Here is a 14,193-nt window from a genome sequence, read left to right as displayed (position 1 = left end):
TTGCCGCGAGGACGCATGACCAGCGCCTCCCGACCGCCGGCCTGCCACTTCGCCCACCACGTGTCGACCGCCTTCAGCGACACCCCGAAGACCGCCGCCACATCCTCACGGCCCCGCCCCGCCACCAGCGCGGCCACCGCCCGCAGCCACAGGGCCTCCTGCGCCGAAGGCGACAGATGCCGCGCATCCCCCACCAGATCGCTCACACCCGTCCAACGACCCAGAACCCAAACCGTTTCTGATCAATAGCCACAGCGGCGCATGCCGTATCCGTGGACGAACTCGTTGACGGTGCCTTCCACTCCGGAGCGGGTCGTGTATCGGGCCTTCCAGTCAGGTGTCTGGTGCTCAGTGCGTAGCCGTACTTGCAAATCGCGGAGTTCCCGTGAGGAAAGCCCACGGTCCGGGCGCTGTCGGCGGTGGTGGTCCCCGGGTGCGGACCGGCCAGGACTGACACTGGCTTTTGGTGAACCGCGCCACGATCAGCGGTGCTGCGGTCGGCGAGGAAGCCGGATAGGGACCCTGCCATCCCCTACACCCAGCTCCGGCTCACCCGCCCACTCGCCGCGGACCTGCGGCGCTCCTGGGAGAAGCCGACCGAACCGAACAGACTCACACCCGCCTGCATGCGGCGGGGGTTCAGGCACCTCCGTACGAAGACCGGCTCCCCAACTGGGGCACCCAAACCGACGCGTCCCGGCCCCGGGCGGCCACCCGGCTCGAAGAACCGCCGCTTGGCCATCCGTCACGATATGGGCCGAGTCCTCGCCACGGGCGAGGCCTATACCCGCCCGCCCCACCACAAGAGAGGGACGAAGCCTCGGCGAACTACATAACGCAGCAGATCAGAGCGCGGGTGAGACGTCGGCAGGGTTGCTCCCCGGCAGAATGAGCCACATGGCCGTAGACAAGGACGCAGCGTTCACACTGTCACGAGGCGCCACGGGCTTCTTCCAGCCGAAGGACGGGCCGCTACCGGAAACCGACCAGCGGACATTCCGAGCAGCGCTGTATGCAGCCGCCCGGGCGGCCGGAGGCCATGTGGGTGAGATAGAGGAACAGACGTACCCTCGTACGTTCCACACCGCGACGGTCATCGAGGGCGCAGGCGAATGCATCATCCTGTGTCACGCCTATCACCCGTGGATCGCATTCGCTCAGGAACGCCGCGACTGGTACACGGAGGAGTTCATCGCACTGCCACCGTGGGCCCATACCTTTACTGACCTGGGGTTTGTAGTGCTTGATCGCGCGCAGCTCACTCTGGCTTTGTTCACGAGAACGAGCAGCAGATATTCACTTCTTCGGGAGGCAGGAAGACTGGTGACTGTTCGAATCCTCCTGCTGGTGCGAGAGCGTCGAGGTGAGTTCGCTGACTACGGCCTCGGGGAACATCGGTCCAGCGGCGGTTATCAGTGAGAACGATCATGCGGAACCTCGCCGGGCCGACGTCCCGCTGGGGTTTGGTGCCGTTGCGTGGCGGGAGCTCTCGGGTCAGCCGGCCCGGTGGTGTGTCTCTTCGGGAGCCTGCGGCCGGGAGGCGGAGGTGTCGGTCCAGCTGGCGAGGAGGGCCAGGGCTTCGGCGGAGGGGGAGGCGGGTTCGGGGGTGTAGATGGTGAGGGTCTGTTCGGGGTCGCCTTCGACGGCCAGGACCAAGTAGTCGAGGGTGAGGTCGCCGACGAGCGGGTGGTGGAGGCGTTTGGTGCCGGTGGTGTGGGCTTGGACGTCGTGGTCGGCCCACATGCGGCGGAAGGTGCCGCTGTGGAGGGACAGCTCCCCGATCAGTTCGGTGAGCTGCGGGTCATCGGGATGACGTCCGGCGTACAGGCGCAGCATGGCCAGGCAGTCGCCGGCGACCTTCTCCCAGTCGGCGTACAGCGCGCGGGCGGCCTCGTCGAGGAAGACGAAGCGGGCGAAGTTGCGTTCGCGGCGGGGTCGGGCTTCGAAGTCGGTGTAGAGGGCATGGGCCAGCCGGTTTGCGGCGAGCACATCTGTGCGTCGCCCCTGGACCACCGCGGGGACGCTGAGGGAGTCCAGGGTCCGGTAGAGGACCGGGTGGACCCGTTGGGGGGCGAGGGGGCGCTTGCGGCGGGCCTGGGCGGTGGTGGGCTGGGCGAGGTCGAAGAGGTGGGCGCGTTCGGCCTCGTCCAGGTGCAGGGCGCGGGCGACGGCCTCCAGGACGGTTTCGGAGACGCCCTGGGTGCGGCCCCGCTCCAGACGGATGTAGTAGTCGACGCTGACTCCGGCGAGCTGGGCGACTTCCTCGCGGCGCAGCCCTGGCACGCGGCGGGGGCCGCCGTGCGGGGCGAGGCCGGCCTGGTCGGGGGTGATCCGGGCCCGGCGGGTGCGCAGGAACTCACGGATCTCGCTGCTGCGGTCCATGGGTCCACGGTACGGCGGTACCTGGCAGGTCAGCGTGCTGAAGGGGGTACTGGCAGACCCCCGGAAGAGCGGTGCCCTTTACGGCGGCCCACGGGGCGTTCGTGGGTGGTTGCCTGGATAGCGGGCCCGGTGCACGGCACTGATTCTTCGAGAAGTACGCGCCGTGACGGCCGTAGGAGATCGTCGCTGCCGCTGCCCGCCGTCTGCCCTTACGCCGTACGTCTGGAGAAGAGGACACCCGCATGGCTTCGAAACTGACCGGCACCGTCGCTCTCGTCACCGGTGCGAGCAGCGGTATCGGTGCTGCCACCGCCCGTCGGGTCGCCGAGCAGGGCGCCTCGGTGGCGCTCGTGGCCCGCCGCAAGGACCGCCTGGAAGTTCTTGCCTCTGAGATCGAGCAGGCGGGTGGCACCGCGCTGGTGGTGGCTGCGGACATCACCGACCGCCTTCAGGCCGAGGACGCCGTGCAACAGGTCATCGAGCGGTACGGACGGCTGGACACCCTGGTCAACAATGCCGGCCTGATGCTCCTGGGCCCCGTCGAAGGTGCGGACCCGCAGGAGTGGGACCGCATGATCGCCATCAACGTCCAGGGCCTGCTCTACACCACCCGCGCCGCCCTGCCGCACCTGCTGAAGGCCGCCGAACAGGACCCGCGCCAGGTCGCCGACATCGTCAACATCGGCTCCTACGCCGGCCGCGTGGCGAGCAAGGGCTACGGCGTCTACAACGCCACCAAATTCGGCGTGCACGCCTTCACCGAGTCCCTGCGCCAGGAAGTCACCCAGCGCCACGTGCGCGTCGGTGTCCTTGAGCCGGGCGCCGTGGAGAGCGAACTGGGCACACACAACAAGCCCGAGGTCCGCGGTGAGCTGATCGACCCCTACTTCGAGGGGACCGAGGTCCTGGCCGCCGAGGACATCGCCGACGGCGTCGCCTACATGATCACCCGTCCCCGCCACGCCGCCATCGGCGAGCTGTGGATCATGCCCACCGAACAGGGCTGATCCCCTCCACGCTCGGCATCGCCACGCACTGCGCGCCTCATTCGGCGCCCGAAAGGAATCCCTCATGAGCAAGGTCATTTTCGTCACTGGTGCCGGACGCGGTCTCGGCACGGACATCGTCCGCCAGGCCCTCGCGGCCGGCCACCAGGTCGTCGCCACCGGCCGACGCCCCGAGGAGGTCGAGAAGACCCTGGGCGGCCCGCAGGACAACCTGCTGGTCACCAAGCTGGATGTCACCAGCCTGGACGACGCGCACGCGGCCGCACAGGCCGCGGTCGACCGCTTCGGCCGCATCGACGCCCTGATCAACAACGCCGGGAACTTCTTCGCCGGCTACTTCGAGGAGATCTCCCCGGAGCACATGCGGCAGCAGATCGAGACCAACCTCTTCGGCCCGATGAACGTCACCCGCGCCGTCCTGCCCGTCATGCGCGCTCAGCGCGACGGCCACGTCATCACCCTCTCCTCGCTCGCCGGTCAGGTCGGCACGGAGTTCACCTCCGCCTACGCCGCGTCCAAGTTCGGCGTCGAGGGCTGGATGGAAGCCCTGCACCACGACATCGCCCCGTACAACATCCGCACCACCATCGTCGAGCCCGGCTACTTCCGCACCGAGCTGCTCGTGGACGCCTCCACCACCTGGCCCGAGCCGACCATCGACGACTACGCCGAACGCACCACCGCCACGGTCGAAGCCTGGAAGAGCATCAACGGCCAGCAGCCCGGCAACCCCGCCAAGCTCGCCCACGCCCTGCTGACCCTCGCAGACCAGGACCAGCCGCCGCTGCGCTTCATCGCCGGCGCCGACGCCATCGAGGGCGTCACCGCCAAGGCCCGGGAACTCCTCGCCCAGGTCGAAGCCTCCCGAGACCTGGGCGGCAACCTCGGCCACGACGACACCAACTCCTGACCCCACCTCGTGCACCGGGAAGGCCACCCGACCCGCCCGGTGCGCCAAGAAGACGGCCCTGTGCAGATACACCAGGTGATCACCGGAGCCGAAGGCACGGCCGAGAATCGCGCCGTCGACATGGACGCGGCGTCCGCCCTCGGCGCCGGCGGCTGGGCTCGTTCGAATCTCGACGGCCTCCAGGCGCCTCCCAATCTCGTGAACAATCGCTGCTCAACGTCGTGAACAAAGCCACTCACCGGAACGGGGGCGAAGGGACAATGGGTACCTTGACAGTTTCGTCGGTCGGCGGAACTACCCGAGCATGCCCGTTGACCATGCTGTCGCACCGGGAAACTCCAAGATCCCCGACAGAGTCAATCTAGTGCACCCGGCCTGACGCGGCCCGGGCTCCCACAAGTTGACGCCTTCGCAGTAGAGCGGCTTTCGAGCGTCAGAAGTGCATCGCGCGCCCCTGTTCGCGCTCTGCCCTTTCATTGCCATAAATGTCACGGTGGTAGAAGCCGGGTCTCGAGTCTTTCGTCGGCCACTTCAGGGCCGGGCTGGAGGCGAGATGGACGGTGGGTATGGGGTCGGAGCGGATGGGAACGTCACTCGGCCGTTCGATCGGCTGTCACCGGTCGTTACAGTCAGCTGCTTTCCAGCACGAAAGTCATCTCAGGGGGCCTTGGTACAGGGAAGCGTGCCGAGGTCCAGGAGCCAGGGCATGACCGGTCTGTCGGCGGCGTCCGTGGTGTGCGACGCGGCCGTGCGGTGGGCGAGGGAAGCGGGGCTGATCACTGACGGTCCGCAAGAGCGGCGGTTTCGTGCCATGCGGCTGGAGGTACTGTCCTGTGGCGCCCTGCTGCGGGCTGGTCGGGCGGATGTGGTGCTGATGGCGCAGTGGGCGGCCTTCATCTGCTGGGTGGACGACCGCATCGATCGCGAGGGTCTGAGGGCGAGCCCTGGTGAGCTGGAGCATTTCATCGCCTCCCTGCGGCAGGGACTCGCTCCCGGCGCGGTGATCTCCCCAGCGCTGGCCTCGCATGGGGCGGTGCTCAGGCTGCTGTGGGAACGCACGGTGGTGGGCACAGGTATGCGGTGGCAGGAGCGTTTTCGGGCCGACTACCTGGACTTCCTCGATGCCACTGAGCAGGAGGTGTCTTTGCGCCGCGCCGGGGCACGGCTGTCGCTGCTGCAGTACCTGCGGCTGCGGCGCCGTACGATCACGGTGCTGCCCATGCTGGACATCGTGGAGCGTGCCGGTCGCACCTTCCTGGCGGAGGGGCCTCTGGTGGACGGGCCGCTGCGGCGGTTGAGGTGGGCGGTGGCAGACATCGCAGGCTGGGCCAACGATGCCGCATCGGAAACCGATGAAGCAGTCCGAGACCAGGAAGGTCTGGTTGCGGTCGTCGCCCGGGAGTGTGCCTGCTCAACGGACCGGGCCCGAGAGCACGTGGCCGTCATGATCGAGCAGCGGCACGCCAGCTTCCGTGCTGACGTGACAGCCGTACGCGCGACTTCTGGCTTGTCACGGGAGCAACTGGCCGACCTGCACCGTTACGTGGACCTGGTCGAGACGTTCATGGCCGCCACACTGCACTGGCTGTCGTGCACTGGGCGCTTCGCCCCCGCCCCCACGCCCCCTCCGGCGCCATTGTGACGAGGAAGGGAGGAGCCGTTCGTGAGCACTGCGATTGCGCTGCGCCCCGGATAACGGCCACCGCCAGGCTTCGACTGCGAGGACGCTGATGAGAATTGCTCCGCTGCGGGCCGGGCTGCCCCACTGGCCGGTCAGTGACTTCCCGGCCGACCTCATTCCTGCCACCGCCCGGCTGCGCAACGTGCTGCTGGGACGTATCAGCCCCGACGGGGCGCTGCGCGACCCGTGCCACAGCCGCGTCCTGGAATCCGCCCTGACACTGGCGCTGTTGAACCGCACCGGACTGGAGACCGACAGTCGCAGCTGTCTGGCGGCCTATCTCGTTTCACACTGCGACGGCCCGGATGCGCTGGACCGGGTCCTGGCGCAAGCCGCCGTGGGCCGGCGGCCCGCTGCCCATGGCCTGCCGGACATGGAGCGACTTCTGCGTCAGGCACCTGCATTCACAGGCTCTCGCAAGCGGGCCTTCATGAACGCCGTCCTGTTCCTCCTGGGCGCGACTTCTACTACGGCATTCCCCGGTCCTGAAGCATTCTCCCCACGCGGCCTGCACTCCTGGGCCCATGTTCAGATGACCGCGGTGAAGGTCATCCTCGCCCACGCGGCGGGTAACCCCAGAGGCTTCCAGGAGCGCGACCTCGAGCTGCTGCGTTCCACCCAACGTCCAGGGACCGTGTGGGAGGGCAACCTTCTCGTGCACCTGTCGGTCCTGCATGCCCTGGCCCTCCAGCCCGGCCACGATCGCTTGCTCGCCGACGGGATACGTACCGCGCTGGAGCACCAGCGCTCCGACGGCGGTATGCCGTTCATCTGTGATGAGGACACCTGGTGCACCGCCACCGCAGGAGTGGCCCTGCACGCTGTATCGGCCCCCGGTCCCGCTCTGGACGCCGTCGCCGGGCGCCTCACTCGTCTGCAGCACGCCAATGGCGGCTGGTCCTTCAGTGACCGGGCCCAGCTGGCGGATGTGGACTGCACCTCGGTCAGCCTCGAATTCCTCCATCTCGTCGACCCCGGCACCTACCGTGAGCCGATCCGCCGCGCCCTGCGAGCCTTGCGTGACGTGCGCGGACCGGAAGGCGGATTCCCCACCTATGTGGCCGGCGCATCGTCAGAAGCCTGTATGACCGCAGCTGCTGCCAATGCCCTCAGCACCCAGGGGCGCGCAACACGTGCGGCCGTGGAAGGGGCCCTGCGCTACCTCGCCTCCCAGCAGTACCCCGACGGCTCCTTTCCTCCCGACTGGAGCAGCAGCCGCCTGCATACCGTCTTCCGCGCTGTACTGGCTGCCGAGCGCCTCCCCGGCGAGCCCGCGCAGCTCATAGCGCGGCGGGCCGTCCATCTGGTGATGAGCACGCAGAACAGTGATGGCGGGTGGGGGCAGCAAGACGGGGCCCCCAGCGACGCCCTGAGCACTGCCTGTGCCCTGATTGCCCTGCGGGGCCAACGCGAGCACCGCCCCGCAGTCAAGGGAGTCGCCTACCTGCTCACCCAACAGCGGGCCAGCGGGTCCATCTCCAGCGTCTCGGACTCGATCGGGCCTCGGCCCTTCGGCTTCACCGTTCCCGTCCTCGCCGACGTCTTCGCGCTCCTGGCTTTGGGGCACCTCATCCACCGCTGCCAACCGTCCGCCGGCAGAAAGAGACCACTGTGCCCTACTGCGCGCGCCCGACTTCCATGGACCTGACCATGCACACCATGGCCCAGATGTGGCCGTCGGTGCCTCAGACGGTCGGGTCGGTCCTTCACCTGGAGGGCAGCGCCCCGGCCCTGGCGGAACTACGCGACCACCTCGCCCGCCACCTGCCCCAACTGTCCCGTCTGACCCACTACCTCCAGGGCCCGGGACTCCAAGCCCGCTGGGCCCACAACCCGGCCCCCGACCTGGAGGCCCGGGTGCGTGAACTGCGGATCGACTCCCAGGGTGACCAGCTGGACGCCACTGTGCAGGACTTGACGACGCGCCCGCTCCCCGGCCAGGGGCCGCCCTGGGACCTGTGGCTGATTCATGGCCATGCCCCCGGCCGCTACGCACTGTGCTATCGCGCCGATCACACCTCACACGACGGATCAGGACTCATCAGTACCCTCAGCCACCTGTTCGGCACACCCACGCCTGTCACCGCCGCCCCGCGCACGGCGCAGCCGGCGGCGGGAGTCTCCGACTACACCCGCGTCCTCAAGGCGATGCTCGCCTCTGCGGCCGCCAACAACATCTGGGACAGTAGCGACCCGCCCCTGACGGGCACCCGCGCGAGCAACTGGGCGCAGGTACCCACTGAACGTCTACGCGCAGCGGCCACATCCGGTGGCACCAGCAACGATGCCTTCCTGGCCGCCCTGTCCGGAGCCCTACGTGCCTGGTCCGCCGAACACTGGCCCCCGGCAGCTCACAGGCCACTGCCGGCAGCGATGATGGTGAACCTGCGCCGCTCGGAGGAAGAGGACCGGCCCGGGAACCTGTTCACGTTCCTCCCCGTAGCTCTGCCCTGCCACCGGCCCGCGCCCGCCGACCGCCTGGCCGACGTCCTGGCTGCCACCCGCGCGGCTAAGAGGCCCGCACACCGCAAGGCCATGCGCACCCTAATGGACATCACCCCCGCACGCGCCTTCCGCACGCTGGCTACCCAACTCACCACCCCCAACAGGGCAATCCTCAACACCTCCTACATCAACTTCCGCAGACCCCTGCACTACCGGGGAGACCCGGTCACCCACATCCAGACCTTCACCTGGCTTCCGCGCAACCATCCCGCCTCGATCGCAGCCTGCAGCTACAACGGCACCACCAGCGTCTACTTCGCCACCGACGCAGCCCTGCCCGCAACGAGCCGTCTGCCCGCCCTTTGGAACGAAGCCGTCCAGGACCTCGCAGCTCTGCAATAGGCCACACCCGCAAACCTATGGGCAGCCCAAACGCCGATCAGCACCACCGGCACCGGCCCGTGCCCAGATCGCCCAGCCGCCCGACTGCCCCGCTGCACCCGGTCCCTGCCGCCGCCTGTGCACAGCGCGATCAGACGCAGCACGACGAACGGATACGCCATGATCTTCACATCCCGACAGGAGCCGGCCCGGCTCGCCGGACGCGTGTGCCTGGTCACCGGCGGCGCGGCCGGCATCGGCTGGGCCCTGACCCGCGCACTGGCCGCCGCCGGCGCCCACGTGCACCTCTGCGACATCTCGCACGACAACCTCGATCGCGCCCGCGCAGACCTCGCCGGCTCGGCCCTGGCCGCATCCGTCACCTTCACCCACCTGGACGTCACCGACCGCCACGCCCTCGAGAAGTGGATCAACGCGGCCTATGCCCAGCACACACGCATCGACGTCCTGATCCACAACGCCGCCTACGTCCGCTTCACCGACGTCGAGGAGATGACCGTCGAGCAGGCGCAGCTGTCCATGCGCACCGGGTACGACGCCTTGGTCCACGCGGTCAAGACCGTGCTACCGCTGATGCGTGCCGCCGGCCGCGGCCACATCGTGGCCATGGGCTCCTCCGCGGGACGGATCTTCGTCAAGGGACCGTCGGCCGCCTACGCCGCGACCAAGGCCGCCATCGAGGCATACAGCGAAATCCTGCGCACCGAGCTCGCAGGCTCGGATATCGCGGTGACCCTGGTCAGGCCCGCTGCCGTTGTCGGCACACAGTTCTTCGCAGTGCACGTCCCCTCATCCCGTATGCCCAGGATGGCCGACTTCCTGCCCCCCACCACACCAGAAAAGGTCGCCATCGCCGTCGTCAAAGCGATCGTCCAGCACCAGCCAGCCGTGGACATCCCCGGCTACCTGCCGCTGCTCTACCGGGCCTACGCCATGGCGCCAGAACTGACCCGCAAGGCAGCAACCATCGGAGGCAACGGACGCCGCGACTACGCAACCCCACACCCGCCATCGCGCACGACTCTCGGATCACAGCCGGCCAAGGACCACGACGGCGGAACAAGAAACGACAACCTCGCCCTACGCGCACTGAAGAAGGCCGGGGCCAGCGCCCGGTTCGTAGCGGTCATGGCCACGGTCGCCCCGAGCATCGACCGCGCCGCCCACCGGATCACCGGCGGGCGAACCCTCCTCCTGCCCGCTCTCCTTCCCTCACTGATGCTCACCACCACTGGCAAGATCACCGGTCGGCCACGACAGGTCCCCCTGCTGTGCCACGACCAACCGGACGGCAGCCTTCTCGTCGTCGCCAGCAACTTCGGCAAGAGCGCTCATCCCGCCTGGTCCAGTAACCTCCTGGCCACCTCCCGGGCGACCGTCACCCGATCCGGACGCTCACAGCCAGTCACCGCCACACTGCTCGAAGGTCCGGACAGGACCCTCGCATGGCACGCCCTGACCCAGATCTGGCCCCCCTATGAAAAGTACGCCCACCGCTCCGGCCGCCACTTGAGAATCTTCCGGCTCACACCGGACCAGGCCGCAAACCAGGACCTCCCCACAGCCGGCAGCTGATCACGGTGTTGACGGCCAGGCGATGCATGTACAACCCACACCCCCAGGAGACGAGCCCCGCGGGGTGTGTCCAGCAGACGGCTGATCTAGTTTTTCGTGGGTCAGTTGGCGACTGGGATGAGCCGACCTTCGAAGGCGATCTGGAAGGCTGCACGGTCCCCTCGTGCTGAAGAACCACCGGAGAGGACGGTGCCGCTCCCGCGCAGCCACCCCGTGCTGGGCGGGAGCCAAACCCCCGCTCAGCAGCACCCGGGCCCCGAAGCCCCTACGAACCGACATCCACAGGTGGCGAACCATGTCGAAGGTGAGGGGCCCGGGCGGGCTTCCCAGGTATTCGTGGAGTCTTGTCCATGTGCGTGCCATGCGCGGCAGCGTAGAGGGCAGATCGAGATCTGTCAGAGACACTTCTCCTCGCCGCTTACAGCTACCGGAGCCAGCACGAAGACCCGGACCTGGGAGCTGCGGCCTGGGTCTTCGTTTTACAAGCGCGCCGCCAGCGGTCTTGGATAGTTTTCCTGCATGTATATGCAGATAGACCCAGTTGAGGCGTGGGAGAGGTTGCGGGCCAGCCGTTCTGGCCGGCCGGGTCGAGCGAGCAGCGGGGCGCGGGCCAAGACCTACTCGACGGCGCTGGAGCAGGCGCAGCAGATGTTCCGGGCGGCTGAGGTCGTGGGCCCGCAGACCCGTCCCCTGCTGGTGTTCTACGGATTGAGTCAGGCCGGCCGGGCGATCGCGGCCGCGGCCGTCGGACTGAAGGGGGAGGACTGGAATCTGATCTCACACGGCGTCCATGCGTCCGGCTATCACATGGACTTCGCCGACATCGAGGTCCGCACGGATCCCGCGGGAACTGCCGGCAGCTTCGTACGGCTCAGCGAGCTGCTGCAGTCGCCGCTCTGGGGCAACGACACGGTGGTGCGGCTGGAGGAAGTCTGGGACACCCTCCCAGTCAGCCTGCAGTACCCGCTGTCCGGCCGGGGGCGGCTCACGCCCCTGTACGCGAGCACGCTCCCGATCGACGACACCGGCTTCCACCCGCTGCTCACCGTGGACGTCGGCGATATCCCGGACCGTGTCGTGGACGACGGCAGCCGCGCAGCGCTGGGTGAATTCCTGAAGAGCTACCCCGGCACGACCGGGTATGAAAACTTCGCCCGCCGGCGGGTGGGAGCAGAGGAAGGGCCGAACTACCAGCGTCACCACGCGGACGCCGGCTGGCTGTCCATGCATTGGCCGATGCCCTCGGAGACCGGCACAGAAGAGCAGCGCCTTCAACGCCTGGATGCGATGACCCGGAACTACGCCGGGCACCGCTACTTCTTCCCCGCCGTTGCGGGCCTGCCTCGAGAGCTTCACCCGCTGATGGCGTGGTGGGCGGTGCTGTACGCGCTGTCGATGCTCGCCCGCTACCAGCCCGCTCAGTGGGCGAGCCTTATCAACGTGGACGGTAGCCGACACGCGGTGCAGATCGAGAAGGTTCTGGAGCGGGCCATGGAACACCTGCCCGTCCTGATCGCCGACACCATCGAAGAAGTCACCATTCTGGCCGTAGACGCGATCATGCGGCCCGGGCGGCTCCCCGGGTGCGCGCCAGCCGCCGCAGCTCGGAGCGCGCCGCCAGAGTCGAGAAGGCCATCTCCCAGTACCGGGACGTGCCTGCCACAGCCCGGGCCGAAGCGCCCCGACATGACGGTCCACTCCATACGTGCCCAGAGCGGTGCACGTCGCGCCGAACGGCCGTCTTCCCCGTCGTGAAGGTCTTCACCGGTGCCTCCCTCACGAGCCCGGCCGGGACGTCCAGCCGGGCGGGCACCACCTCAGCGCGCCGGGGGTGGGGTGGGCCAAGCCGCCGTTCGGGGCGGCTTGCCCAGGCTCCCCCTTGGGCATGCCCAGCCGCTCAGGCTTGCCCAGCCGCCAGCTTCCACAGCGGACGGGCAAGACCGGTCCCCTCGCAGTGGAAGCACCAGCCGCCCTCGCGGATGTTGCGGGCACTGACGGTGTTGGCGGCCTCCTGGAAGAGCCGGGTGAGGCCGGTGGTGTGCGCCGCGTGGATCGGGAGCTCCTGCCGTCTGCAGAGCGTGAGCTCCAGGGCGACGCCGGGGGCCGGTGAAGTGTGCGTGGGGGAGGTCGCCGGTCATCGCGCGGAGCGTCTCGTTCACTTCGTACATCGTCTCCGCGCCCGTCAGCTGCACCCGGGCCGCGAGGATGCTGTCGGCGACCGCGGTGAAGGACAGCAGCCCGGCCGGACGGGCGAGCGGCCCGACGCGGCCCACCGGATCAGGATGGGTGTGCTGAAGCTGGGCCAAGGCGTGCCACAGGTCGCCCGGCAGGTCCGGCGCGCTCTCTTCTCTGCTGCGTCTCATGAACCCTGTCTATGCCCTTGGTACTGGTGCGCAGCCGATCCAGCCCCTTCCGTCCCGTACGGCGACGTCCCGACTTCACGGTCCGTCCCGCCGGGCGGGCGATCATGCCCGCGCCCGTCGTCCGTCGCGGAGTTGCTGGGCAAGCCTCCGCATGGGAGAGCTTGCCCAGGACGCCATCGGCTTGCTCCGGTCAGGTCCGCCGGCGGAACAGGCCGCGGTTCTTCTTCGCCTCCGCTTCGGCCGCCTCCCGGGCCGCGGCTTCCTCCGCCTGGCGCTGCGCGGCTCGTTCCGCCTTCTCCTGTTCATAGTGTTCGCGCAGGCACGGCCCGCACAGCTCGTTGTGCTGCTGCCCGGGGTACTGCCGGACCGTTTGCCACCGGTCGTCGGTGAACTTCGCGCCGCAGCGCCTGCACACGGGCCGCTTCGCCTCGCGGGCCGCGGCCTCGCGCTCCTTGTGGCGCTTGCGGGCCTGCTCCGCCTGCACCACGTACAGCCGGTCACCGTCGGGGTTGTCCAGGGCGCAGGTCAGCGTCTGCCACTCATCGCGCTCGAGCCTGCGCCACACCTTCCCCGCCGCCCCATCCGGATCGGCCGTGATCCGCTCCAGCTCGGTGACGACCACCGGCACCGCCTGGTGATAGTCGACGGCCGTGATGCCCGCGCCCGCGTACTTGGCGCCGGCGAAGTAGGAACGGGCGGCCTGCTCCAGCCGCCGCATCCTGCTGGCCCGCTGCGCCTTCGTCCTGCCCGTGAACACGAACGCGAGGGGCACGTAGCCCTCGCGGCCGGTCGCCGGGTAGATCCGCGACCACAGCCGGAAGTCGTGCACCGCCGCCCCGTCGCGCCGGGCCGCATGCGCCTTGACCTTGTCGGCCTTCGGCGCCAGGAGCTCGAACCACTCGCTGTAGCGGCGCACCTTGTCCACCAGGACGTCGACGGGCTCGTTCACCCGGTCGACCTCCAGGAGCATCGCGGGCACATCGACGTCCGGGGCGCGCATCATCAGGTCGGCGTACTGGGCGTACCCGTACGGCAGGCGGTGGGCGATCTCGGTCTGCCAGGACAGCGGTGTGCCGAACCCGGCCCCGGTGAGGACCGCGGCGGTCATCGTGACGGCGGCCGCGTGTTCGTCGAAGCCTTCGCCGGTGACCGGCTCGCCGTCGTCGAACTCGAGCTTGCGCAGCGCGGAGACCCGCACGTTCTTCGGCAGCAGCTGCTTGGCTTCCTTGTGTCCGCGCTCGGTGAGCACCCACAGCTGGTGGTTCGACTCCAGCCGCGTCTCCACCCGGACCTTCCCGTCATCCTTGAGGGCGTTGAGGGTGTCCCTCGTGCACCGGTCGTGCCGATCGGTGGGGCGCAGCATCCGCCACAGGTGTTCCGCGGTAGCCCTCTGGAAGATCCCGAGAGCCTTCAGCACTTCCTTCTTCC

General features: G+C 68.7%; 12 protein-coding genes and 1 pseudogene. 10 read left to right on the top strand and 3 right to left on the bottom strand.

What is annotated here, in order from left to right:
• Positions 1 to 206: helix-turn-helix domain-containing protein (locus ACWD0Y_RS33670; RefSeq protein ID WP_450264075.1), on the bottom strand; the 206-nt coding region annotated here is incomplete at its 3' end.
• Positions 207 to 533: 327 nt separating this feature from the next.
• Here ACWD0Y_RS33670 and ACWD0Y_RS33665 point away from each other — a divergent pair.
• Both ACWD0Y_RS33665 and ACWD0Y_RS33660 read left to right on the top strand, forming a co-directional pair.
• A pseudogene (locus ACWD0Y_RS33665) lies at positions 534 to 836 on the top strand (NF041680 family putative transposase); the annotation flags it as partial.
• Between the two features lie 61 nt (positions 837 to 897).
• A complete protein-coding gene (locus tag ACWD0Y_RS33660; protein WP_450264074.1) occupies positions 898 to 1,419 on the top strand; it encodes a hypothetical protein in 522 nt (173 codons plus the stop codon).
• 75 nt (positions 1,420 to 1,494) lie between these two features.
• Here the strand turns inward: ACWD0Y_RS33660 and ACWD0Y_RS33655 are convergent, their stop codons facing one another.
• Entirely contained in the window at positions 1,495 to 2,382 is an 888-nt protein-coding gene (locus ACWD0Y_RS33655) for a helix-turn-helix transcriptional regulator (protein WP_450264073.1), read from the bottom strand.
• 242 nt (positions 2,383 to 2,624) lie between these two features.
• Here ACWD0Y_RS33655 and ACWD0Y_RS33650 point away from each other — a divergent pair, with 242 nt between their 5' ends.
• From ACWD0Y_RS33650 to ACWD0Y_RS33615, 8 genes are all read left to right on the top strand, one after another.
• Positions 2,625 to 3,389, top strand: coding sequence for an SDR family NAD(P)-dependent oxidoreductase (locus ACWD0Y_RS33650; RefSeq protein WP_450264072.1), 765 nt, complete (start codon positions 2,625 to 2,627; stop codon positions 3,387 to 3,389).
• A gap of 64 nt (positions 3,390 to 3,453) precedes the next feature.
• Positions 3,454 to 4,299 carry an SDR family oxidoreductase gene (locus ACWD0Y_RS33645; RefSeq protein WP_450264071.1) on the top strand — a complete coding sequence of 282 codons (846 nt, stop codon included), beginning with the start codon at positions 3,454 to 3,456 and terminating at the stop codon, positions 4,297 to 4,299.
• Positions 4,300 to 4,359: 60 nt separating this feature from the next.
• The gene (locus ACWD0Y_RS33640) at positions 4,360 to 4,524 is read left to right on the top strand and encodes a hypothetical protein (protein WP_450264070.1); all 165 of its coding nucleotides are present in this window, start codon (positions 4,360 to 4,362) and stop codon (positions 4,522 to 4,524) included.
• 481 nt (positions 4,525 to 5,005) lie between these two features.
• The gene (locus ACWD0Y_RS33635) at positions 5,006 to 5,941 is read left to right on the top strand and encodes a terpene synthase family protein (protein ID WP_450264069.1); all 936 of its coding nucleotides are present in this window, start codon (positions 5,006 to 5,008) and stop codon (positions 5,939 to 5,941) included.
• Positions 5,942 to 6,029: 88 nt separating this feature from the next.
• Positions 6,030 to 7,628: a prenyltransferase/squalene oxidase repeat-containing protein gene (locus tag ACWD0Y_RS33630; RefSeq protein ID WP_450264068.1), complete on the top strand. Its 1,599-nt coding sequence runs from the start codon at positions 6,030 to 6,032 to the stop codon at positions 7,626 to 7,628.
• A gap of 11 nt (positions 7,629 to 7,639) precedes the next feature.
• Positions 7,640 to 8,827 carry a wax ester/triacylglycerol synthase domain-containing protein gene (locus tag ACWD0Y_RS33625; protein ID WP_450264067.1) on the top strand — a complete coding sequence of 396 codons (1,188 nt, stop codon included), beginning with the start codon at positions 7,640 to 7,642 and terminating at the stop codon, positions 8,825 to 8,827.
• A 159-nt stretch (positions 8,828 to 8,986) separates the two neighbouring features.
• Entirely contained in the window at positions 8,987 to 10,402 is a 1,416-nt protein-coding gene (locus tag ACWD0Y_RS33620) for an SDR family NAD(P)-dependent oxidoreductase (protein ID WP_450264066.1), read from the top strand.
• Positions 10,403 to 10,921: 519 nt separating this feature from the next.
• Positions 10,922 to 12,157 (top strand): YaaC family protein, encoded by a 1,236-nt coding sequence (locus ACWD0Y_RS33615; RefSeq protein ID WP_450264065.1) that lies wholly within the window; start codon positions 10,922 to 10,924, stop codon positions 12,155 to 12,157.
• A 798-nt stretch (positions 12,158 to 12,955) separates the two neighbouring features.
• Here the strand turns inward: ACWD0Y_RS33615 and ACWD0Y_RS33610 are convergent.
• On the bottom strand, positions 12,956 to 14,193 hold a 1,238-nt coding region (locus ACWD0Y_RS33610), incomplete at its 5' end, for a replication-relaxation family protein (protein WP_450264064.1).

Source organism: Streptomyces altiplanensis (genome assembly GCF_053591575.1).
This window is presented reverse-complemented; position numbering and strand designations above follow the sequence as displayed.

Bases quoted from the DNA above. Each gene is read 5' to 3' on its own strand.
- ACWD0Y_RS33660 (WP_450264074.1), top strand. From the start codon at position 898: ATGGCCGTAGACAAGGACGCAGCGTTCACACTGTCACGAGGCGCCACG.
- ACWD0Y_RS33655 (WP_450264073.1), bottom strand. From the start codon at position 2,382: ATGGACCGCAGCAGCGAGATCCGTGAGTTCCTGCGCACCCGCCGGGCC.
- ACWD0Y_RS33650 (WP_450264072.1), top strand. From the start codon at position 2,625: ATGGCTTCGAAACTGACCGGCACCGTCGCTCTCGTCACCGGTGCGAGC.
- ACWD0Y_RS33645 (WP_450264071.1), top strand. From the start codon at position 3,454: ATGAGCAAGGTCATTTTCGTCACTGGTGCCGGACGCGGTCTCGGCACG.
- ACWD0Y_RS33635 (WP_450264069.1), top strand. From the start codon at position 5,006: ATGACCGGTCTGTCGGCGGCGTCCGTGGTGTGCGACGCGGCCGTGCGG.
- ACWD0Y_RS33630 (WP_450264068.1), top strand. From the start codon at position 6,030: ATGAGAATTGCTCCGCTGCGGGCCGGGCTGCCCCACTGGCCGGTCAGT.
- ACWD0Y_RS33625 (WP_450264067.1), top strand. From the start codon at position 7,640: ATGGCCCAGATGTGGCCGTCGGTGCCTCAGACGGTCGGGTCGGTCCTT.
- ACWD0Y_RS33620 (WP_450264066.1), top strand. From the start codon at position 8,987: ATGATCTTCACATCCCGACAGGAGCCGGCCCGGCTCGCCGGACGCGTG.
- ACWD0Y_RS33615 (WP_450264065.1), top strand. From the start codon at position 10,922: ATGTATATGCAGATAGACCCAGTTGAGGCGTGGGAGAGGTTGCGGGCC.